The organism is Chitinophaga vietnamensis (genome assembly GCF_902167635.1).
In the GTDB taxonomy this organism is placed as follows: domain Bacteria; phylum Bacteroidota; class Bacteroidia; order Chitinophagales; family Chitinophagaceae; genus Chitinophaga; species Chitinophaga vietnamensis.
This window is the reverse complement of sequence record NZ_CABHMS010000001.1, coordinates 780993-803173: the sequence shown is the minus strand read 5'-3', so window position 1 is coordinate 803173 and position 22181 is coordinate 780993. Positions and strand designations below refer to the sequence as shown.

At 50.9% G+C, this 22181-nt stretch carries 17 protein-coding genes; 4 read left to right on the top strand and 13 right to left on the bottom strand.

All coding sequences use genetic code 11. The features are described from left to right. Nucleotides 1-4 precede the first annotated feature (4 nt). Nucleotides 5-2512, top strand: coding sequence for an eCIS core domain-containing protein (locus tag FPG75_RS03360; RefSeq protein WP_143305139.1), 2508 nt, complete (start codon nt 5-7; stop codon nt 2510-2512). 141 nt (nt 2513-2653) lie between these two features. Here the strand turns inward: FPG75_RS03360 and FPG75_RS03355 are convergent, their stop codons facing one another. The 4 genes from FPG75_RS03355 to FPG75_RS03340 are packed head-to-tail and all read right to left on the bottom strand — an operon-like array spanning nt 2654 to nt 7195. Beyond that, complete coding sequence (locus FPG75_RS03355; protein WP_143305138.1) at nt 2654-3124, bottom strand: GNAT family N-acetyltransferase; 471 nt, start codon at nt 3122-3124, stop codon at nt 2654-2656. A 6-nt stretch (nt 3125-3130) separates the two neighbouring features. After that, nucleotides 3131-3559, bottom strand: coding sequence for a MarR family winged helix-turn-helix transcriptional regulator (locus FPG75_RS03350; protein WP_143305137.1), 429 nt, complete (start codon nt 3557-3559; stop codon nt 3131-3133). A 42-nt stretch (nt 3560-3601) separates the two neighbouring features. Then, nucleotides 3602-5065 (bottom strand): DUF6630 family protein, encoded by a 1464-nt coding sequence (locus FPG75_RS03345; protein WP_143305136.1) that lies wholly within the window; start codon nt 5063-5065, stop codon nt 3602-3604. Between the two features lie 51 nt (nt 5066-5116). Further along, on the bottom strand, nt 5117-7195 hold the full coding sequence (locus FPG75_RS03340; RefSeq protein WP_143305135.1) for a copper-translocating P-type ATPase: 2079 nt from the start codon (nt 7193-7195) through the stop codon (nt 5117-5119). Between the two features lie 211 nt (nt 7196-7406). On the opposite strand from FPG75_RS03340, the gene FPG75_RS03335 reads away from it, so the two are divergent. Continuing rightward, nucleotides 7407-8864, top strand: coding sequence for a S8 family serine peptidase (locus FPG75_RS03335; RefSeq protein WP_143305134.1), 1458 nt, complete (start codon nt 7407-7409; stop codon nt 8862-8864). 44 nt (nt 8865-8908) lie between these two features. Here the strand turns inward: FPG75_RS03335 and FPG75_RS03330 are convergent, their stop codons facing one another. The 8 genes from FPG75_RS03330 to FPG75_RS03295 form a co-directional block, all read right to left on the bottom strand. Then, nucleotides 8909-9109 carry a hypothetical protein gene (locus tag FPG75_RS03330; RefSeq protein ID WP_143305133.1) on the bottom strand — a complete coding sequence of 67 codons (201 nt, stop codon included), beginning with the start codon at nt 9107-9109 and terminating at the stop codon, nt 8909-8911. A 184-nt stretch (nt 9110-9293) separates the two neighbouring features. Continuing rightward, nucleotides 9294-11720 (bottom strand): DUF5686 and carboxypeptidase-like regulatory domain-containing protein, encoded by a 2427-nt coding sequence (locus FPG75_RS03325; protein ID WP_161596649.1) that lies wholly within the window; start codon nt 11718-11720, stop codon nt 9294-9296. Nucleotides 11721-11952: 232 nt separating this feature from the next. Continuing rightward, nucleotides 11953-12780, bottom strand: a complete 828-nt coding sequence (locus FPG75_RS03320; RefSeq protein ID WP_143305131.1) for a M57 family metalloprotease — start codon at nt 12778-12780, stop codon at nt 11953-11955. A gap of 330 nt (nt 12781-13110) precedes the next feature. Next, entirely contained in the window at nt 13111-16248 is a 3138-nt protein-coding gene (locus FPG75_RS03315) for a lantibiotic dehydratase (RefSeq protein WP_143305130.1), read from the bottom strand. Nucleotides 16249-16524: 276 nt separating this feature from the next. Continuing rightward, entirely contained in the window at nt 16525-16881 is a 357-nt protein-coding gene (locus tag FPG75_RS03310; protein WP_143305129.1) for a LytR/AlgR family response regulator transcription factor, read from the bottom strand. A gap of 57 nt (nt 16882-16938) precedes the next feature. Beyond that, entirely contained in the window at nt 16939-17142 is a 204-nt protein-coding gene (locus tag FPG75_RS03305) for a hypothetical protein (protein WP_143305128.1), read from the bottom strand. 159 nt (nt 17143-17301) lie between these two features. Further along, entirely contained in the window at nt 17302-18051 is a 750-nt protein-coding gene (locus FPG75_RS03300) for a LytR/AlgR family response regulator transcription factor (protein WP_143305127.1), read from the bottom strand. Nucleotides 18052-18060: 9 nt separating this feature from the next. After that, nucleotides 18061-19221, bottom strand: a complete 1161-nt coding sequence (locus FPG75_RS03295) for a sensor histidine kinase (RefSeq protein ID WP_143305126.1) — start codon at nt 19219-19221, stop codon at nt 18061-18063. Nucleotides 19222-19481: 260 nt separating this feature from the next. Here FPG75_RS03295 and FPG75_RS03290 point away from each other — a divergent pair, with 260 nt between their 5' ends. Beyond that, nucleotides 19482-19688 carry a hypothetical protein gene (locus tag FPG75_RS03290; RefSeq protein WP_143305125.1) on the top strand — a complete coding sequence of 69 codons (207 nt, stop codon included), beginning with the start codon at nt 19482-19484 and terminating at the stop codon, nt 19686-19688. Then, complete coding sequence (locus tag FPG75_RS03285) at nt 19685-20887, top strand: hypothetical protein (protein ID WP_143305124.1); 1203 nt, start codon at nt 19685-19687, stop codon at nt 20885-20887. The genes FPG75_RS03290 and FPG75_RS03285 overlap by 4 nt, the downstream gene beginning before the upstream one ends. Before the next feature lie 16 nt (nt 20888-20903). Here FPG75_RS03285 and FPG75_RS03280 read toward each other — a convergent pair whose 3' ends face one another. Then, the gene (locus tag FPG75_RS03280; protein ID WP_143305123.1) at nt 20904-22181 is read right to left on the bottom strand and encodes a gliding motility protein GldB-related protein; all 1278 of its coding nucleotides are present in this window, start codon (nt 22179-22181) and stop codon (nt 20904-20906) included.

The following is a 22181-nucleotide window of genomic DNA, read 5'->3' as shown; positions in this document are numbered from 1 at the left end:
AAAAATGAACACCTCCACAGCCGTTCCCCAAAAGGCTGCTCCTATCACTGCCGCCACCGCTGAAAGAACCGGAGCACCACAGGAAGAAGAGTTGGTCACCATGTTGTCCAGCCCGTTTACGATCATGCCCAAACTCTCCGTGGGCGCGCCTGACGATCCACTGGAAGATGAGGCCGAACGCAAAGCCGATGAAGTGATGCGCATGCCTGAAACTACTTTCGTACAACGCAAATGCGCCCATTGCGAAGAAGAAGAAAAGCAAGCGCATACCGCTTCTTTTCTGCAACGTAAATGCGCGCACTGCGAAGAAGAAGAACAGGTGAGATTAAAACCTGCCACCTCTTTCCTGCAAAGAAAAGAAGGCGGCATCACCGCCAGCGCCAGCGCTACCGCACAGATACAAGCCACCAAAGGCCGGGGCGATAAACTTCCTGCCAACACCCAACAGTTCATGGAAAGCCGCTTCGGATCAGATTTTTCCGATGTCAGGATACATACCGCCAGCTATGCAACAGCACTATCGCGCGAGCTGAGTGCACAGGCATTTACAGTAGGTAATGATATCTATTTCAATGCTGGCAAGTTTTCGCCAGAAACAGCCAGTGGCAAGCATTTGCTGGCACATGAACTTACGCACACGATCCAGCAGGGCGGTATCAGCAGGAAAATAAACCGCGTAGTGGATCAGGAAGAAACCATGGATATACTGTCCGGCAGCGCGGAAGAATCCATCCAGCGGACCGGCGACGAAGAGATGTCGCGCAGCCAGGAAATAGCACAGTCGGAATCTTCACCGGGGCAGGCAGAAGTATCGATGCAGCCGCTGTCAATAAGCATTTACAATTTTGCCATCAACAGCGCCCAGCTGAAACCTTATCATATACAAGTATTGAATGAGCTGATTCTTGTGCTGAGCCAAACGAATGCACAGAACTGGCGGGTAGAGTTAGTAGGCAACACTGATTCCAGCGGTGAGCCGGTTGTCAATGATCCCTTGTCAGTGAGAAGGGCAGCCGCAGTGAGGCGCTACCTGAGCGCGCGACTGGGATCAAGGATCAGCAGCAGAGGAGAAGGAGAAGATAATCCCGCCGTTTCGAACGAAACGGTTTCCGGCAGATCGCGCAACAGAAGGGTGGATATGCTGCTGGTATCAACTGTCAACGCCGCGCGGCAACATCTTCCCGGCCAGCCCGGGCAACAGGATGTGCCGCCTTCACAAGATACGCCCAACAGGGATCCCGGGCCGCAACCACCGGTGATACCGCCCGGCCGCAGACAGCCACCAGTGCCGCCAGTGCCACCTGGAAGAAGACAACCGCCAGCAACCCGTGATTGGGATTGCTCACAAACGCCTATCCTCTGCGGACTTGGCGGCGGCGGATTGATATTGATCCCGATCCTGCTCTGCGGCGCTTTTTGGGAGGCTTGTCTTTGCCTTGCCCTGCCCAGCGTTTGCACACTGCCGCCGATCATTCCGGTGCTTCCGCCCGGCACACAGCCGCCACCGCCGGGTACAGAGGACCCGAAAGATCCAAAAGACCCGAAAGAACAGCCGAAAAAGCCGCCCAGACACGCGTGCGTAAGCTGGGCACTCCTCCCCTCCGGCGATCTTCCTATGTTCACACAATGGCCATTCCTGATGCTGCAGGCGGATGCATTTGATATGCTCATCGGCTTCAGACATGATCCCGAAGCAGGGTGCGATTGTGCTTGCGGAGAATACCAACAGAACGTCAAAGGTTATTTCGAGACGGAATATGATGATGGAAGAATTGTACGTGCAAGAAAATTATTGACCCCTGGCGTGTACCTCGATCCAACCACCTATCATGAAGATGGCGATGGACGCGCTAATTCTGAATACGGTCACCGGGCAAACCCAAAAAGGCTGCAACTGGACGGCTTCTTCCCCACACAGGCAGATGGCTGCTATTACTACGGTCTTGATGCGCCAAAGAAAAGCCTGACGGGCTTTGTGCCTTATGAAAACGGAGAAGTAAGACATACGATGAACCTCGAATTTGAAGGCGGTCCTGTAGACAGATGCAGCGGCACGCGCGTACCCATCCCTGGCTACTGGCACCATTGGACCGTAAAAGGAGAAACAAGAAAACCATCATCACCCGGCACGCCTGGTATCCCGCACACGCCGCCACACAGCGGCGGCACGCCTTCCAGCGGCACGGTAGTACGTGCCACGCCAAGGGTTACCAATGCGCATAGCAACACCGCCTATCCATCCACCTATGGCGGCGGCTTGTCGGCGGTCGCCACAGTGGGCGAACACTTCCAGCTACGTTTCTTCTTCCGTGTAAATGGCAGATCAGAATTATTTGAAGCAACGATCGGAGTAACAGTAGTAGCGGCAGACGACAACACGATCAGGGTAGTAACAGACAATAACAATACTTTGAACATGGCGCCAGATAACGCGCCACCCGTGCTGCTGGATCCACACAGGAGCATTACTTTTACGAGGGAGTTCCTGCGGAATTTTGGCAGGCGCCATTGAATCATAGCGCTGGCCTGCAGCCAGCGCTATGATTTATTTTACAACGCTGTTAAAGAATAGGTGCGTGAATCTTCTTTGCTCTCCGCCTCCTGCCAGTCGTTCAAACGGCGGTAAAAAGAAGGCAGTATTATTAAGGCGTCACTACAACTTCATCTCCATATAAATGGTATGCTCGATTGGGCTGAAACGGTACGGCGCTATCTCGTAAAAGCCGAGGAAGCGATACAAGTCCTGCGCTTTTGCCTGCCCCGGTACGGTATCCAGCCGTATGAAATCATATTGCAGTTCACGGGCGGTGTTGATGGCGCTTTCCAGCAAACGCTTGCCCAGCTTGAGGTTACGATAGGCTGGTTTTACGTATAGCCGTTTCAGTTCGGCCACGCCTTCAGCGAAGCGGCGCACAGCTACGCAGCCTGCTGCCTCGCCGTCTACCCGGCAAAGGAGCAGCGCGCCTTCCGGCTGGTGATATTGCTGGTCTATCTCAGCCAGCTCTTTCTGGAAGTCCTGGTAGGCCAGGTCAAAAGGAAGTGAAGCGGCATATTCTTCAAACAACATCCTGGCTTGTTGGTATTCCGCCGCGCTGGCAGCGGCTTTGATGGCTACTTCGTTCATAACGTGTTATCGTTTAGTCAATAGATCTTTTACCTGTGTAACCAGGCTGACCAACTGCTGCTGTTCGCGCTTGTCCAGGTGCCCGATCAGGCGGGCTACCTGCAGGTCCGACTGCTGGTCGATCATCGTAGCGATCTTCCGCCCCTTCGCGCTCAGCTCAAGCAAGTACACCCGCTTATCCCCCGCTGCCTGCCGCTTACGCAGCACGCCCTCTTTCACAAAACGCGCAATGATACGGCTCAGGTATCCTTCGTCGATGAATAATTTCTCCTTCAGCTCCCGGGCAGTCAGCGCCGCCGATGCCCGCAGCTCATAGATAATCCTTGCTTCCGTCAAGGAATATTCACTTTCCAGGATATGGTTGTTCACCACGCCCAGTATAGCCGTGTAAAAGCGGTTGAAGTCACGGATAGATTGAATGATATCGCTGGTCATACGCTAATTTACGCAAAAATACTTGACAAAAGCAAGTTTACTTTACGCCGGGTAGATCAGCTGTACATTAGCGGCTTGCAGGCCTTCGCGCAAAGCGTCTGTGGCATGGAGTTGTACGCAGGCCAGCAGGTAGTTGTCAATGCCTGCATCCAGGCGCATCACCCCGATGCCGAATGCCGCCAGCTGGCCATTGACCAGTTTCAGGTAGTCATCATCGATCGGCGCATCGGCGTAGTCGTCATGGAGATTGAGCGTGGTATTCCAGTATTTGGCCACCACTACATTCAGGAGATCGAGTTGTGCAGACAGGGGTTGATAAACAGACAGCTCGGCGATCAGCTGGTGCTGCAACAGACCATCCACCAGCGCGATGGCGCTCAGCCATTCCGGCGCAGCTGCCAATCCGCGCCGCGCGCTTTCTTCTGTATAACGTGCATGTATATACGCATATGGGTAGGCGGCGGCATATAATACGCGGTTCATGATATCGGTAGCCACCGGCTGAAAAGCAGCCGTATCATCAGAAGGGATGAGTTGCCAGATGCCCTTCCAAAGCGGCTCCGGCGCCATCTTTCGTTTATACTGTTCATTCCATCTTTCTTGCGCTTGCAGGATGCGCAACGCCCGGGGAAAATATCTCAACAACCGCTCCCACTGCGGGGATTCCACACCGGGTATCTCTTCCCATTCCCTGTCTGGTAATTCGTACAACATATAATACGTTCCTTCTTCATCTACAGCAAGCGAATAGGATTGTTGCTCCATTTTATTTTTCAGGAAGATATTGCGGCCCCTGGTAATTGAGATATACCAGCTATCAACGTCTATTACCAGCTTATCCACACCTGGTGCAAATAAAGAAGTATTCACCACGCGCTGGAAATCTTCGGCAGTGATACCGGTACGTTCCGCGCCTTGCCCGAACACCGGTTTCCCGGCGGCGATACGTGATATCAGTGCGGCATTTCCTGCAAACAGGTAATTATCTTTCACCAGTTCATCTGCCACCGCCGGCAACAAAAGTTCCCGCCATTCTGCAAAATCGGAATAGGCCGCCGCCGTGACTGTTCCACGCACTTCCGTCTGATGGTCGTCCTCTATCCATACACGCGCATGCAGGTTACCCTTTATCTCCACACGACCATGATTATAATAGCCAATGAAAGTATCCTGCACCTGCACATTCCCGTTTACAATGATCTCCGTACAACCCGCTACCAGGTTGGTACACGACAGGTCGCCATTAATCAGCAGAAAGGCGGAATAAGTATCAGGTTCGTAATCGATGATGGAGTTGTGGACAGTAAGATTTTTTTTGAAGATGCAACCGGCAATATGTTCTTCTGTATACATCTCATAAAGATCGAATTGGTCATCTGTTACTACGTCTTCATCGAAGATCATGACACGCAGGTCAGGAACATTTTCATCAATAAACTCGAGGTTAGTGGCGATGTCATCTACCAGTCCATTGCGGATAGCTTTTCGCAGTGATATGGATTTCATCCGTTAAAGGTATAAAAAACAAATGAGCGCCAGGTGGCGCTCATTTGTTTTTTATACCTTTAGCAACTTCGCATTGATCGCCACCACCACGGTGCTCAAACTCATCAACACCGCGCCCGTGGCCGGGCTTAGCACAAAAGAAGGATATAAGACACCCGCAGCCAGCGGTATGGCGATCACATTGTAACCTACGGCCCACAACAGGTTCTGTACCATTTTGCGGTAAGTGGCCCGGCCAAATGCGATCATCTGTACTACATCTTTCGGATCGGAGTTAACCAGGATGATGTCCGCAGTTTCTGCTGCCACATCTGTGCCTGATCCTACCGCGATGCCCACATCAGCCTGTGCAAGGGCGGGCGCATCGTTCACGCCGTCGCCGGTCATGGCTACAATCTCGCCTTTATCCTGGAAGTCTTTTACTTTCTGCTGCTTTTCATGTGGCAGTACATTAGCCAGATAACCATCCATATTGAGTTTCTTCGCAACGACGGCAGCTACTTGCTCATTGTCGCCGGTAAGCAGGAAGGATTTGATGTTCATATTTTTCAATGCAGCGATAGCTGCGGCGGCGCTTTCCCGCAGGCCATCCGCCAGCGTGATGATACCAGCGGGTTGATGATCTATCCATACAAATACCACCGTATCGGTTGACTGATCCACTTCCGCAGGAACAACCGGCATGGCGATATGCTGCTGCTTGAAATAGTTAGGACCAGCAACTACTATATCTTTCCCGTTCACCACAGCTTTCACGCCTATCCCCTGCATATACGTAAAGTCAGCAGATTTCCACAGCTCCATTCCTTTCTCTTTCAGTTTCCGCATGATACCTTGCGCAATATGGTGCTCGGAGTTTTGCTGTACCGCAGCGGCATAGCGCAGCAGGTCATCGGCGGAAAATGTATTATTCAGGGGAATCATCTGCTGTACTTCAAAAGATCCTTTGGTGAGTGTGCCGGTTTTATCAAAGATGATGGTAGTAAGTTTTCGCGCATTCTCAAATGCAGTACGGTTGCGGATCAGCAAGCCATGCACCGCAGAAAGGGAAGTAGAGATCGCCACTACCAGCGGAATAGCTACGCCCAGTGCATGCGGACAGGAAGTGACCATCACCGTTACCATTCTTTCCAATGCGAAAGACAATTCCTTGCCCGCCATCAGCCAAACGATGAAGGTGATCACGCCTACACTGATAGCAACAATGGTGAGCCATTTCGCCACTTTATTCGCGAGGTTTTGCGTTTTGGATTTCGCGCCCTGTGCAGATTGTACGAGGGTAATTACTTTATTGAGATAGCTGTCGCCACCGGTGCCGGTTACCTGTATTTTCAATGCGCCGCTGCCATTCACGGCGCCGCCGATCACTTTGGCATCTTTGCTTTTCTTCACTGGCAGGCTCTCGCCGGTGAGCATGCTTTCATTTACATCGGAGTTACCTTCGAGGATCAGGCCATCGGCCGGAATCTTCTCCCCTGGCTTCACCAGCACCACATCGTTGTGCTGTAAATCTTTCAAAGGAATATCGGATACCTGTCCATGACGTTCTACGTGCACCACAGCAGGCAACAGTTCTACCAGTGATTCCAGCGCGCGGGATGCCGCCATCTGCGATTTCATTTCCAGCCAGTGGCCGAGCAACATGATATCGATCAAAGTGGCCAGTTCCCAGAAGAAGTCCATGCCGCGCAAACCGAATACCACAGCCACGCTGTAGCTATAGGCGGTAGTAATGGCTACTGCCACCAGCGTCATCATGCCAGGGTTTTTCCATTTCAGTTCACTTACCATTCCTGTCAGGAAAGGCCAACCGCCATAGAAGAAAATGAAAGTGCTTAATGCCAGCAATAAATATTGATCGCCAGCGAAAGACCACTCTACTCCCAACCATGTTTGTATCATGTGCGACAGCAGCAACAGCGGCATGGTGATCACCAGGCATACCCAAAAGCGTTTCAGGAAATCCCCGGTATGATGACCGGCATGTTCATTATGGCCACCGGTGCTGTCATGGCCCTTGTGATGATCATGATGCTGATGTTGATGGTGATGGTGATGGTGATCGTGATGCTGATGTTGTTCATGATGATGCTCATGTCCGTGATGCTGTTCGTGCTGATGGCTTTCCATAGATGTATATTTATGATTGATGACACAAAATTAGATGAATAAGAATGGAGGCAGTTATATAATTACGGTCAGGTTTTACATTATATTGGTGCGTCACCGCGAACATAATGCTGCCCATAATCGTTAATTTAGACATTAACCCGTAACTGACACAGTGAACTGTACTTTAAGCATACTGTAGCATTTTTCCATCAACCACAATACATACATCATGAAAACTCGTCTTTTGTTAGCCTTTGCGCTATGTTTAAGCATTGCAGGATGTACCAAGAGAGCACAGGACACCCCTGCCAACAACCCTGTTAACCAGGTAAATAGTTCCGGCGGATTGAAAGGCCAGAACCGCATCACGCCAGGCGTAGATCAATACCGCCTGCTGGTAAAATTCAAGGCAGCCGAGATACTGGCTGTTGAAAAAAACAAACCCGTATTTGCGGATCAGCGCACCGCCGATGCCGCACAGGCCTGGGGCAGGTCTTCCGGCGGTATCAACGCCTACAACTATGAGCAGGCGATCCCCTTTGCCCCTGAAGAAAAAGCTGCGATGAAGCAGGGCCGTGCAGCCGCTGTGGCGCCAGGCGTTTTCAACCGCTACGCCTTCAGAGGCCTGATGTACGTGAAAGAAGCCAGCGCCATGGCGCCCGCCGATGTGCTCGCGCTGGCCAATGAGTTTGAAAAGCTCGACATCGTGGAATACGCCGCCATGGAGCCGGTAACGCCGCCGCCGCCGCCCGCTACGCCCGACTTTTCCGCACAACAGTATTACCGTAACGATGTAGATGCCACCGATGCCACCGTACGGGGCATCAACGCCGTATATGCGTGGTCGTTAGGCATCACCGGCGCTGGCATACGGATCGCGGACATCGAATGGGGCTTCAACAAAAACCACGAAGACCTCATTGGCGCCAGGGCCATCGAAGTGCTGCCACCGCCGGATGATCAATATAAAGATCATGGCACTGCCGTAGCAGGCATCCTGCTGGCGCAAAACAACGGCTTCGGTGTAACCGGTATGGTATACGGCGCCGACAGTATGTATGTGATCTCCGAACGCGTAAATGGCCGCCCCGGTGGCATTGCAGCAGGACTGGCCCGGCTCCGCCGCGGAGATGTTTTCTTATATGAAATGCAAACCGGCGGACAAGGAGGCCAATATGTTCCCGCCGATTATAACCAGGCAGTATGGGATATCACTAAAACAGCAACGGATTCCGGCATCATTGTGGTAGCCGCCGCCGGCAACGGCAATCAAAACCTTGATGATCCTTTCTATGCCAGCTACCGCAATCGTGGCGACAATGGCGCCATCATCGCAGGCGCCGGCACGAAATCAGGCCGGAACAAAGCCAGCTTCTCCACCTATGGCGCCAACGTGCATTTACAGGGTTGGGGCGACTGGACCGTTACCACCACCGGCTACGGATCTTTATACAATGGCGGCCTGAATAAGGATTATGCCAACGATTTCTCCGGCACCTCTTCTGCCACGCCTATCGTAGCATCTGCGGTGATCGCCGTGCAATCATGGTATAAGTTGAATAAAGGTGGAGTATTGGCGCCCAGAGCAATGCGCACCTTGCTGATCAACACCGGCACCGCACAAGGAAGCGGCGGACATATCGGGCCGCTGCCTAATATCAAAGCGGCCATTCAGTCTTTGCAATAAATTAAAGGATAATAGTAAAACCCGCGGCAGCCGCGGGTTTTATTTTATCTCGTCATACTCCGGTGAAGCGCCTGGCTACGTTTGCCGAGCAGATAGCATAAACTCATGATCAGGGTGAAGAAAACAGACAGGCCAACGATCTCGTCATCCCGCTCCGGAACAAGTGCACTGATCCAAAGCGCGATCACAAAAGGCGACATCACGGCACTCAATACAGTAATAAGTCTGGCTTGTTGCATACTCATGGCACATAGGTTTATCAGATGAACGAATGGTTATTAATATTTCGCCCCTACCAATATTCCGCCCCTACGGGGCGGTTGTCTCTTTTGCCAATGCTACGCCCCGTAGGGGCGGAATATTGGTAGCAACGCATTGCTGATGACATCTCGCCCCGTAGGGGCGAAATGTTAACACGTACGAATATCGTCAGAACTGCAAGCGGAAACTGCCAAACACGCCGAAGTTGCTGAGATAAGATACATTTGCTTTCTGCGGATAGAAGCGCCATACAGCATCTACCCGGAAGAAACGGAAGATATTGTCGAAACCTGTGCCCACCTCTGTATATACTTTTCCATTCAATGAGCGCATGCCATAATATTTTCCGTATTCAATATTGTTATACACTTTATTGGCGTGGGAGAGATCGCCGGTAACTGCTTTCAGGTTCCAGAACTGGCGTACGCCGGTTCTGCGCATGAAAGGCAGGAGGTTCAATAACTTTCCATCGAAATTATGTTCGATGTTCACACCCGCATAACGATCGCTGAAGAACTCATATTTGTTCATCAAACTGAATGCTTCCTTGTTGTAATAATAGGTTTCATTGCCGGGATGCATCTGCAATAACATGAATGGTATCTTGTCTGCGAATATCTTCCCTGCATACACCATGTAGTTTACACGGCCCCAGCGCGGTATCTGGAACTGATGCGTGATGCTCATGTTCAGCTTCTGGTAATTGTATTTGCTGGCCAGCACGCCCGAGGGCGCAAAGGTATAGCTCAGCTCCGTTACCGGCTGATTGCCTTTCAGCCTGCGCACCTTGCGGAAAGTACGGATCTCTTTTTCTCCGGGAGCATAGCGGAACTTCAGCTGGAAAGCCGTATTCACTACATGGCTCCGGTCTTCATCGTCCGGCAGGTACATCTTATGTGGCGGTAAGGGATCGAAGGTGGTATACACGGTACGCGCCGTGCTACCTTCTATAGAGAAATGTGATGGAAAGGTTTTGGTAACCGCGAACTTCATTTCATTTTCCCGCATAAATTTCTGTGGGATGCCGTGGCGCCGCACTATCTGTCCGAAAATATTATCGAGCGATACTTCTTCTCCGTTGAAGCCGCGTTGCGTATTGTCGATATCATCTTTCCAGTAGGCCATCAGGCTCCAGCCTTTGTCGCTCGGCAGCCTGTAAGACACGGCCATCTTGCCTTTCAGCGATTCGTCTTTGCAGCCGTAGGCGAGGTAGCCAAACAGGCGCAGGTTACGGCTGAACTCCGGCGTGGTACCCAGGTCGAAACGGAAACGCATGCCTTCGAGGCGGTTGCGGCTCACCCATTTGTACCAGGGGCCTATTTCCACTTTGCCCAGTTTAATATGGCCATCTACCAAAAAAGTAACCGTATTACTCAAACGCCGGAATGCCGGCATGGCGCGTAAGGTATCTACCAACGTAATCGCATGTTGCTCATTGAGGCTCAGCGATTCCGGCCGGTGCTCCGCCAGGTAAGCCTTTCCGGCGGGCAGGGCGCTATCGCTCACTACCACCTGCTCTTTACTTTTATTAGCCTCTAACTTACTGTTGATATCCTCGCGGTTCACCGCGATGTTGCGATACAAGGTTGTTTTCCTTCCGATGAAAGTAGTCTTATGCTTGCCCATCGGCGCCAGCTCTATGATCACACGGTCTTTGGCCACCACCCATTCATGTTCATTCAGCTGACTGAACTCCTGTATGATATCGAGCCGCTTCACAAAGTTGATATTAACAGCCCCGGAAACCGACAGGCTGATCTTCTGTAAAGCCCAGGTGCGGCGCTGTATCCAGCAATCTCCGGAGAAGGTATTCTCGCCCTCTCTTTTGGGACTGAAGGCCAGATGAAAATATTGCTGCCCGTTTACGGTAACGGTGTCAAGCCCTTTGTAATGATAGTATTTATCGCCTGTAACGCCTACGGGACTTACAAATTCACGTCCGAAGATATAGAGGTAGTTATCGTAGCAATTCACTTTCTGGTTAATACCGCCGAGGTATTCCAGCACGGATTCATTTTTAATGCCGCTGGTATTGATGGCGCGGATCTCTTCCCGTATGCGTGGTGGCGCGGCGGCTACATAGTAGTCAGAAACAGATTCGGTGAGGAATACGGGCAGGAAAGGCTTTTGTTCAGAAGTAGTATCCATGCGCTGGATGATGGCCGTATAGGGCTTGAACAGCTTATTATGTTCCCAGCGTTCTTTGTTGATGTTGGCGAGATCTATTTCCAGTTTATTGTACAGCTCTGCGTAGTAGGTGTTGTAATGTGCGGGGGCGTTGACATCTTTATGCGCTACAACCTGGCGCCACCATACGAGGCCTTTGTCCATATGGGCTTTTATCTCCACGCCCTCTTTCATGGCGGCTTCCAGCGCTATGATCAGCGGTGTATGGCCGGTTTGCGGTAAAGGGAGGTATTGCTGCACATATCCTACGTAACGCGTAACCAGCGTATCTGTGGTTATATGACTTTTCTTCAGACTGAAAGCGCCGGTGCTATCAGTCATGGCGCCGAAACCGGCGCTCTTCCAGTACACAGTGGCAAATGGCAAAGGCTCCTCTGTGAATTTGTTCACCACTTTCCCGTGAATCATGACGGAACCTTGTGCACAAACGTTTCTTGCTAGCAGCAACAGACAAACCAATACCACCCACGCTTTCATTAAGCAGTTGCAGGTGCGCGTCATCAATTACAATTTCTAATCAGTGTAGGTCTAAGTTATTCATATGACGCCGCAGATGAGCCCTGCCCCCCATTGGGCCCAAAAAAAGGTTACACCCCGGGCGGGGCGTAACCTGAATCTTTCATGCAGAGCTGGTGATATGTTATTGATAGAGGTAATTCAAAGCAATGATATCATTGCTGTTGAAAGTACGGTTGCCGCCGTTGGAGCAGGCGAGCATCCAGGAGTTGGCATCGGGACCGCTGGGTGTGCCATCGATCCATACAGCGCCCACACCGCCGTCGCCTTCATCTATCGGATCGCCGCCGCAGCTATAGGAACGGTCCATATAATCCGTGTGGCGCATACCAATGCAGTGGCCGATCTCATGTTGGATCACGGAACCAACATAATATACGTTCGGGTTGCTGCCATAGGCAGCTGAATTGGTATTCATCTGTACCAGGTAATAAGGGTTGCCGTAGTCATCAGGAAAACCGGATGATCCCAGGGTAATATAACCACCGCTGGGGCCCTGGTTAAAGCCCTGAATGGTGATATCCGCTGTGCCGCTGGTGATACGCTGGAACTGCAAACGCAGGCCCAATGCATTATAGCGCTGGATAGCCAGGTCGGTACCCTGCACGAAAGCAGAACCCAGGTTCACCACTTTCACCGTAATAGTGCGAGGTAAGCCATTTACCAGGTTATTGGTGGAATACTGTTCGGTTTTAGCTACTCTGACTTTGGTATTTACACCACCTTTTTTAGCGAGATCTTTGTCGCTTAAAAAGATGTCACCTTCTACCAGGTAACCACCGTTTACTGCGTGTACATTCGACGTACTGAAACCTTTTGCTTTGATTTGGGCTAACACCGCATCTGCGATTTTAGGTCCATCAGTTTTGCTCTGCGAATGATCTTTCTGACAGGATACCATCGTGGCGCCTGCAAAAAGACAGATAAGAAACAGAAATGCTTGAGTTTTCATTGACTGAGATTTTGGGTTGTTGAATACTATCGTATCTGCATGAAAAAAAGATATACATCAGCTATATTCATAGCCTTGCGTTATGCCTGTAGTAAAAGGAACGCCTTAAAAGCAATGATCATACTGGCCTCCGTGCGCCTGCATAATTAACCGTAAATTTTCCCGATGGTGGATTTCAGGCTCTCAGCGATTTCAGGTTTTGCTCAAAGGGTTAATAGTTTAAAAGATAATGGTCTGTGCTCTCAGATCGTTGTTGTAACTATTTGCTAAAACTAACAGTATATCAATATTACGTTTTTTTCACGCAGCTATTAGAAAGGCATCCTCATTTTAATTGGATTTTAAGTTCTGATGTTTCATCGCTACGCGTGATGTATAATATCTGATGAGATAATGATAGATCACCAGTTCGTGCAAGCGCGCATTGGCGATGAACAGGCGGTTCATGAACATGTGCAGGTAGTGCGGCAGCAGATCCAGGTGCGCGCTGCGATGGATAATACCCTTGTCCATCATAGTTTCCAGCTGTTTTCGTATATCCGTTAACTTTAGTATGCGTTGTTCAAATACAGCGCTTGCCTGCGGCGAAGGAAACATCATCTCCGGCTTGTGTTGGAGCATCGCAAAGATCAGCCTTGTATGATGACGGTATTTATGATTCAATTGTAACAACAAAGCATCATCGCCATTGAACTCTTTAAAAAAGCGGGTATGGAGTGTGCGGCAAAGCGCCAGTTTCTCTTCTTCCTGCAAACCGAAAGCAGTGAGCAGGTCATCGGCTCCTCTCAGCGCAAACAGCCAGCGGTCGCTGGTTTCGCTGCCCGGAATCAACCCGAGCAACTGTATCACGGCCTCGCTGTCGTAACAAAAGAATTGCTCGCTCAGTTCCATGGTATGTTCGCCATAACGTTCTGTTTCGCGGATGTAAGTATCGTATTGCAGTTTCTTCACTACATCATTTTCGATGTAGGCATGAAAATGTTCCTGCAGGCGATGTATGATCACACCGGTAGCGGCCTGCGAGGATGGCATCATGCGGATGCGCAGATGATGGTCAGGATCCTGGAAGCGTACAAAGAACCATTGTTTGACCAATCCCGATTGTTGCAAACGGGCCAGCAGTGGTTGCAGCTCGCGTGTGAGGAGTTTGTCCATCCATTTCGGGCCGCAATAGATCCTGGCATAGAGCCATTCACTACCAGGCGCAAATACACGCTGCAAGGCCTCTGCCGGCGGAGTGGCCGGTACGGCCGCCTTATATACATATGCCTTGTTGACGAATGGAATGATCACTTCGTTGGCGTAGGCGCCCTCATCACCGGATACCAGTTTGGCATCTGCCTGGAAAGGATTGGCAAACAACAACACGCTTCCTTTCTTCAATTTTTCCAATACCAGCAATTGTGCATAAGGATTGCTGATCTCGATCGGCAATTCATTATCGCCTTCCGACAACAACGTATAGCCGGGCACGTTATACTTCTCCCACAGGGCCAGCAAGGCTGCTTCCGGCGTGAGCTGATCCAGCAAGGCCTGGTATTCTTTCTGATCGAGCAGCCACCGGGCGCGGCTCAGCACAATGTTTCCGTAGCGTACGGCAGGCAGGAAAGGCTGCTCGCTGAGGAAGCTCCAGTCCCAGCTCAGGCTGCGCGCTTCCTGCTGCTGTTGCAGGTCGCAGAGGAACTTATAAGCCGGCAGGCCCTGCGCATAGTTATGGGCGCTGGTAAGCCGGGGAATAATTTCTTTGCCGAGGCGGCGCGAACGCAGTATCACGCGCTGATCGCGCACGCTCACATAGAGGTCGCTCAGCGGTAGCTGATGCTCGGGATCTACACTGGCATTAGCGAGGAAAGGTATCTCATAATCGTATAGCCGTGGACGTAGTAGTACATTACCGGTACGCCCTTCGGGCAGATGAACAATTTCGGCGATGATGCGGTCCGGGGTTTGCGCCTGTTCCTGTAGCGCATATGTTTGCAGCTGCTGCGCCAGCGCGGCGTTGCTGGCGGCGAAGCGGCCGAGGAGCGACAAGGCCCTCGGGCCTGCAAATGATTTCAGCACAAAGGAAAAATCGCCGGCATCCATAGCGGCGGACGATGTAGCTACGAGAGAGCCGAGCAGGAAAAAAGCAGGCGGCATGGATGGCCGTTCCCGTTTGGCGGCGAGGCTATCCAGTTCTTCGGGGGTGATCACGATCTCGGTATCGTCCTGGCGTTGCGCGGCGAGGAATTTCTGTAATACCAGCCGGTGATAGTGATCCCATGGAATGCTGGCTGCGCCAGGCATTCCGGGTATCACCAGGTCATCAATCAATGGTGTGTAGCTGGAGTTGTCGCCACTCACAATGCCGTATCCCACACCGGACTCACTGTCGAGCGCCTGCATGAGCGGCACTTCACGCTGATCATATTTCTGGACGAACTGTTGTTTGAACGTGTCCAGGTCGGCGCCGGGGGCGGGTTGTGCGAGGATGGAAAGTTTTTCAAGCTGATCTGCCAAACGCTGTATGGTAGCGCTATTGAGCTGATTGGCCTGTGGGGTAAAGAAGAGGTCGGACTGGATGAAGTCTTTGCCGTTAATATCAGGGAAATGAACTTGCAACATTTCCCTGATCGCCTGGTATCGGCTTACACCATGCTGCTGTTGCTCCAGCAGCTGCTGTATGGCCAATAAGGGCTTAATAACGGCGGGTGGCTGAGAACACCGCTGTAGCAGCAGGATCATCCTGGAAAGATAATCGCCGCCGGTAACAGCAGGATCGGTTTCAGCTGTTAATATCTGGTTGTCTATCAGCACCTGCAAGAAGTTGGCTGCTTCCTCTTCGGCAATATCCTGTTGCCGGAGCACTTCTACGAGTTGCGACAGGTAGGCGCCGTTGGTAGCGGCTACCATCACTGCTGCGATGTAGGGCGTGCAGGTAAATCCGCTCAGGAAATATCGCCGTTTGTTGTCCGGCTGCTGATATTCGAAATAGCGGTAAGATTCTCCGTTGAGATACAGGCTGTTGTTGGGAAAGAACCTGATCTGCGAACGTACTTCGGGGATGCGTACCAATGCGGCAGCGATCTCCGAAAGGTAATTCATGTCCAGCCGTGTTACCCGGTGCATGGTACGGGTAGTGTTGACCTCCAGCCGGGACGGGGCCTGTGTAATTTCGCCGGGGGCACAACCGGCGAAGAGGCCATAGGGCGTAGCGCGTGTGCTCATTCTGAGCAGGTAACGATACAATGCCAGTACCAGTTTCTGGTGGCGGGCGTCGGCGCGGTCGGCGCTGCCCAGCCACTTCATCATTTCGTCGTACAGGGCGGGGCTGGCCAGGTAGACGGCTTCTTGTAAAATAGGGCTTTCATAGGAAGCTGCTATGTCTGCTGCAAACGTGTGCGCGGTTCTTCCGGGGGCTGTGGCCCGTTCTAACGGAAGCAAAGGCAGACGAAGCAGGTAAAAACCTGGTGACACTAGTTCAGGCATAGCCAAGCAATATTTTTATCTAATGTGGCTCCTTACTGCCCGCCCGGTTGATGGCAGGTGTAGCACAGGGGGCTCCGGGGATACCGGACGTTTTTTACAGACCAATGCTAGAACGTTATACCCCGCACTACCCTGCCATCCAGCCGGACCTGGCTCATATATGTCAAGATGGATGATCTACAGGGACCAGTTTCGTTCCTGGTGCAAGTTTTTGTAAAAAACGGAGGAGCTAAATTATTTTCGACAAAACAACAGGTATTCACGACGAAATAACCCTCAATTGGTCGTCAAACGTTCAATTTCCCTGATGAATCGTTTATAACTGGCCGGCTTGGCAATATAGCCGTGACCGTTATAACCTCCCATATCTTCCACAACATCGCGCGGATACGCTGTTACCAGGATAAACCGGCACTCTTTTCCCAATAAGTGCCGCAGGCTGTCCAGCCGGATGCCGCGCATGTTCAGGTCTATTAATACAAGATCTACCCGCTTCTCATTCACCAACCGCACGATTGTATCGAATTGATTGGTTTTTGCAATCAATTCCAGGTGGCTTGTACGCTGAATATAGCTCTCTAGTATATCTAGCGCCAGCGGCTCATCATCTATTATGGCGCACCTGTATTGCATGATCTTTTCGCAGGTAAACAGCTGGTGGATGAGAAGGGTGGGTGATGGAATAACAAATCAGATGGTAGAAAGTAATGTGTTCATGCCGCCGTCACCGGCAGTTGTAGGCGTAGTTGGGATTAGTGTCCAAGGATGGTCTCCTTCCCTGTTTTTTTTCATTGCATTCAGGTTCTTGATGGCAATCACATCTGCCTTCGAGATGATTTCCTTGTCCAGCATAAGTTTGGACGAAGCGTTTGTGAGTGCAGTTGATTTTTTCATATGATACATTTAAATTGGCTCCGTTATTCTTCTCTAGCCCCAATATCGGCATATCCGGCGGGCCAGCATATTTTATTAGACATAATGCAGGTTTTATTCGACCAACGGGCGGACGCCGGCCAGGGCTAACAAACAAATACAGTGCCTCTTCTATATATATTATTCTTCCGTATCCTGAAAGCCTGTGATACCCAAACGTTTATTCAGATCTGCCCGACACGATTTGGAGATCACTACCGATTCATTATTAACCAGCTCAGCCATGTTACCGATAATGGATTTGATGGCCTGTACACGTACAATATAGGATTTGTGTATGCGGATGAACTGGTCTTCCGGCAAGGCATCTTCAATCGCCTTCATACGCATATAGGTGATCACATTCTTCTGTTTGCATACCAGTTTAATGTAATCTTTCATTCCTTCTATATAGTAAATATCTTCAAAAAGTATCTTCGAGAGTTTATAACCATCTTTTACGAACAGGTGATTGGGGGCGGGCTGTACCGGTTTGGGAGCCACCACGGCGGGTTGTGGCTTCTTCTGCTGGATGTGGTTCTTGGCCTTGTTCACCGCTTTCAGGAAACGTTCGAAAGAGATAGGCTTCACCAGGTAATCCACTGCATCCAGTTCAAAACCGTCGATGGCATAATCTGGCGAAGCGGTGGCAAAGATCACAAAGGGCGGGTTGCTCAGTGAACGGATCATTTCAATGCCATTGATATTAGGCATCTGGATATCGGAGAAAAGCAGGTCTACCGGCTGTTGCTGCAATACATCGATCGCGTCAAAAGCCTTTTCACAAAAAGCAACGGGCTGCAGGTAAGGGATACGGGAGATATAGGTCTCCATCAGGTCCCTTGCGTACGGCTCGTCATCCACCACTAAACAGGTAATATTCTGGTCCATAAAAAACGGTTAGGTCAAAGTTAGCACAAGTTTTACTTTATACGCGTCCGGGCCATTGGTCATTTCCAACTCATGTCTGCCAGGATACAGCAGCGACAGGCGCTTGCGGGTGTTGGCCAGGCCGATGCCACCGATACCTTTTTTCTTTTCCGGCACTTCGCCCTTGCTGTTGGTGATCTCGAAAAAGAGCCGGCCTTCCTCCACATGCATGGCGGCATGTATCCAGCAATGGCCTACTGCCGTGCTGTGCGAGTATTTGAAAGCATTCTCCACGAAAGGGAACATCAGCAAAGGCGCGATCTGGTGGGCTTCCAGCCCTTCCGGGTCACATTTGAAATAAATATCGGCGCTTTTGCCGTAACGGATGCTCTCCAGCTCCACATAATTCTTCAGAAATTCTGCCTCTTTGCTCAATGCCACTTTCTCGGTATTGGAATCGTATAAAGTATAACGCATCATTTCCGACAGGTACATAATCAAATCGGGGGCCAATGCATCGTTTTTGATAGACAATGCATAGATATTGTTCAGGGTATTGAACAGAAAATGCGGATTGAGCTGCGATTTGAGAAAGCTCACTTCCAGGTTGAGGTTATCGCGCTGAAGGCGCAGGCTGCGGGTGGAGGTACGCATGAAATCCAGTACCAGCTTGATGATCATTGCCGGCGCTACGGTCATGATCACGGCAATGGATATACGCAATATATGCGTGAGCTTGAACACGCCTGCCCATCCGCCGGCCACTACCCGCTCTACGTCGTGCCGCAGGGCTTTGTTGTCGAAATTAAAACGCTCCAGCAACCAAACAGAAGACAGGTAATTGATGATAGACCAGAAATAAAACGGTATACAGAGGCAGATGATGGCCGGGACCACATAGCCCCGCAGCAGCAGCCTGGGTATCACCAGGTAGAACGTGAAATAAAAAAAGCCCATCGAGCCGATGATGTTCCTTGCTACAAATACCAGTGTGATGCTGGTCTTCTCCGAAAAATTGGTAGCCAGCATCAAGGTATAGAGGACGGCCATGGCCAGCCACATCAGCGCGTGTGTGGCTACCCTCACGCCTGGCGTATAGCTTTCTTCCGACAGGAAAACAGCAAACCTGTCCGCCAGCCGTTGTGCGCCGGGAGACGTGTTGTTGACATTGCGTCTAAAAAAGGTTAGCATTGGTCGATTTAATCTGTGGTTCCACTACGCTCTAGTGCTTTACACTCGGAAAATAAGTAAAAAAATGATTCTCTGAATAACAAATTATTCTTGATACTACATTAAGATAAAATATTATGCATCCTATCCCGGTCCGCATTCCCGGCGCTCCTCCATAGAAGCATGTAGAAGATCGTGCGCATTTCATCGATCAAGTGCATCATTACATCTAAAAAGTTTTCACTGGCGGCGGTCAAAATGCATTTTTACAACGTAATACAATGAAACTATCCATATCATCCCTCATATCGTCCATTGTTGTTACCCCTCAGAGCAAGGTAATGACAGGTAACCTGGCCGACAACAAAGAGACTCCGGCTACCTATTGTGGTGGCTTCAATTGGCGGCAATACAGCCGGACGAAAACGGTAGGTCAGGCTACCGGCTCTGAGCAGCCCCCTGCACCATATAACCTGTATTTTTTATGATGAGAATGAAAGTATCCAGGTTTTTACTGGAGATACCGATACCGGCTTTTGAAAATGCCCCTGCGGCAGACATGCTGCTGTTTAGTACCCGTACCGGCAATACCGTACGCATTTCCCGTGAAAATCTTGACCTGCTGCATACCGGCCAATGCCATCTTTTGCCGGAAGCATTGCAGCAGCAGCTGAGCAGATATGAGATGACAGTACCTTCCGGAGAATATGAAAACGACACTATTATAGCGCGCAAACTGGCTACTGCGGCGGATCATGCGGCCAACATCACTACCCTGCTGTTGCCCATACTCTCCGATGCTGCCAGTATGTTGCCGCCAGCAATTGAGAAGATCTGTCGGGAGCTTCCCATACAGCAAGCGAAAGAGAGCAAACATACCATCCGTTTGATACTGGTGTTACAGGAACACCTCCCCTGCCTTGAATGGCTGCAACAACTGGATGCACAGCTTCCGGCATTGGCTGCCGCCTATGATGTGGTGTTCACCTTCCAGCTGCTATACCTGCATCCGGAAGAAGCCCTTACTGTGCCTGTACTGGAACATACGATTCACAACCACCTGCATTTCGTTACCGGAGACCTGTGGCAACCCAAGCGTATCGCGAATACCACGGGCATGCTGCAAAAACTGTTGTTTCAACTAAACACGACCCCGCCGGAAAAGCTGCAGGCCTGCATCACGTTACTCATAGCCGGCAATTGCTGGAAAAACTGGACTCCCGCTATGACAGACGTTTTGCGCCTGCTGTCGGCCCAAGCCCAGGCCACCCTCTACTGCTACACCGACCTTACCGCAGGAGAGGAACTGGCGCTGATGCAATTTATGGCGGTACAGAACATCCGCTGTGAATGGCTGCCGGCGGCCTCCTTCACGTATCAGCCCAATCAGCAGGCCAGCCTGCAGCACCTGCTGCGCAACGCACTGCAACCTGATTCCGTGAAAGTATTGCACACCCCTGCCCGCCTCCATCCGGAAGAATTGTATCATCTTTATCAATATTCATCTGCCCATCTCTTCCATCCCTATTATACCGATGCCTTTGTACAGCACCTGTATGCCACGGGATGCTCCTGCAAATCCTGTATACACCTGCCACTCTGCGGAGGCAGCAGCACAGCTGATTGCCCGCCGTTTACGAGGAACATTGCTAACCGCGTGCTGGCATCGGAAGGGTTGTTGGTGTGATGAACACTCATCATCTTTATTTCGTTCTAAACCTCACCAGGTAAGGCCGCAGGCGGTACCCATCCGCAGAGCGGAAGGAATTGCCGGTGATCAGGAACTCATATTCCTTGCCGGCTTCCAGCTTCATCTCCAAAACGAATGTCTTTTTATCAGCGGCCAGGCCTTTTACAGTGAAGGGAGGATAATACTCCTTGCCACGGTTGCTGAGGGAAAAAGAATGACTGCCCTCGCGCATCTCTTTGGAGAAAACAATCTGCATAGTGCTGACGCCGGCCGCCATGGTGCTGTCTTTCCCGAGTGGGGAGATGCTGATCACCTGCGGGACCTGCGCATCGAAATGACGCATCGAGGCGGCCTTGTCGAGCTTTCCGGCATAGTAGCCGGACTGCTGTAAAAAGTGTTCTACGGCGTTATTGTCGGAGTAATTCAGCCGGATGATATCTTTCACGGCCTGCGTTTTGCTGGCGGCACGATGGTAATAGGCTTTGCAGATCGCATATCCCATAAAGTAGCCCAGGTCGGCGGTATCGCTGCCATCGTACATCCAGCGGTAGGCGGCGTCGGAGAACATCTCTTCTTTGAAGCGTGCCTTCAGCTCTGCTTCGTGCGCATTACCGTATCTGATATGAATGCCTTGCAACGGTTTCTCCATCACCAGTTCGGTGACGAACTCACAGGCGCCCTCGTGGATGGCCGTTGCCAGCAGATTACCGGGTTCGCCCTGCTGCTGCGTATGTACGTACTCGTGAATATTGAGGGGAACGATATTATCCAGCTCCTGCGATTTGAAAACGTTGGCCAGCCATTTCGTGGGAAATTCGGAGACATCCACCGCGGCAGTGCCGGTAGCAATTTCGGCGCCTATCAGCACCATACTGTCTCTAACGGTACCGCCTGAACGAAGTCCGCCGATGGTGAAATACATGGCAGCATTTCTCAATTCGGGGTATAGCTTTTTGAGCCGTGCCAGGCTTTGTTCTATCTCTGCGGAGCGGGATTTTGCCGTCAAAGTATTCTGCCGTATAGACTCCCAGAACTTCGGGAGCCGGTTGATAAGTGATACCCACAGCGGCGCTGAATAATCCCTCGCGGCCATGAACGCGTGCAATCCAGGCGTGCCTTTATCTACATACAATGTCTGAATAAAATATAATTGTCTGAGCGAGTCTTTCGTTGTGCGTACGCTATCGTAAGCCTGCCAGAAGCGATCAATATCTTCCGTAAATACTTTCTGGCGCTGCTGTGCAGCAGTGATCAAAGGGAGGCATAGCAAAAGACAGAACAGTCGTTTCAT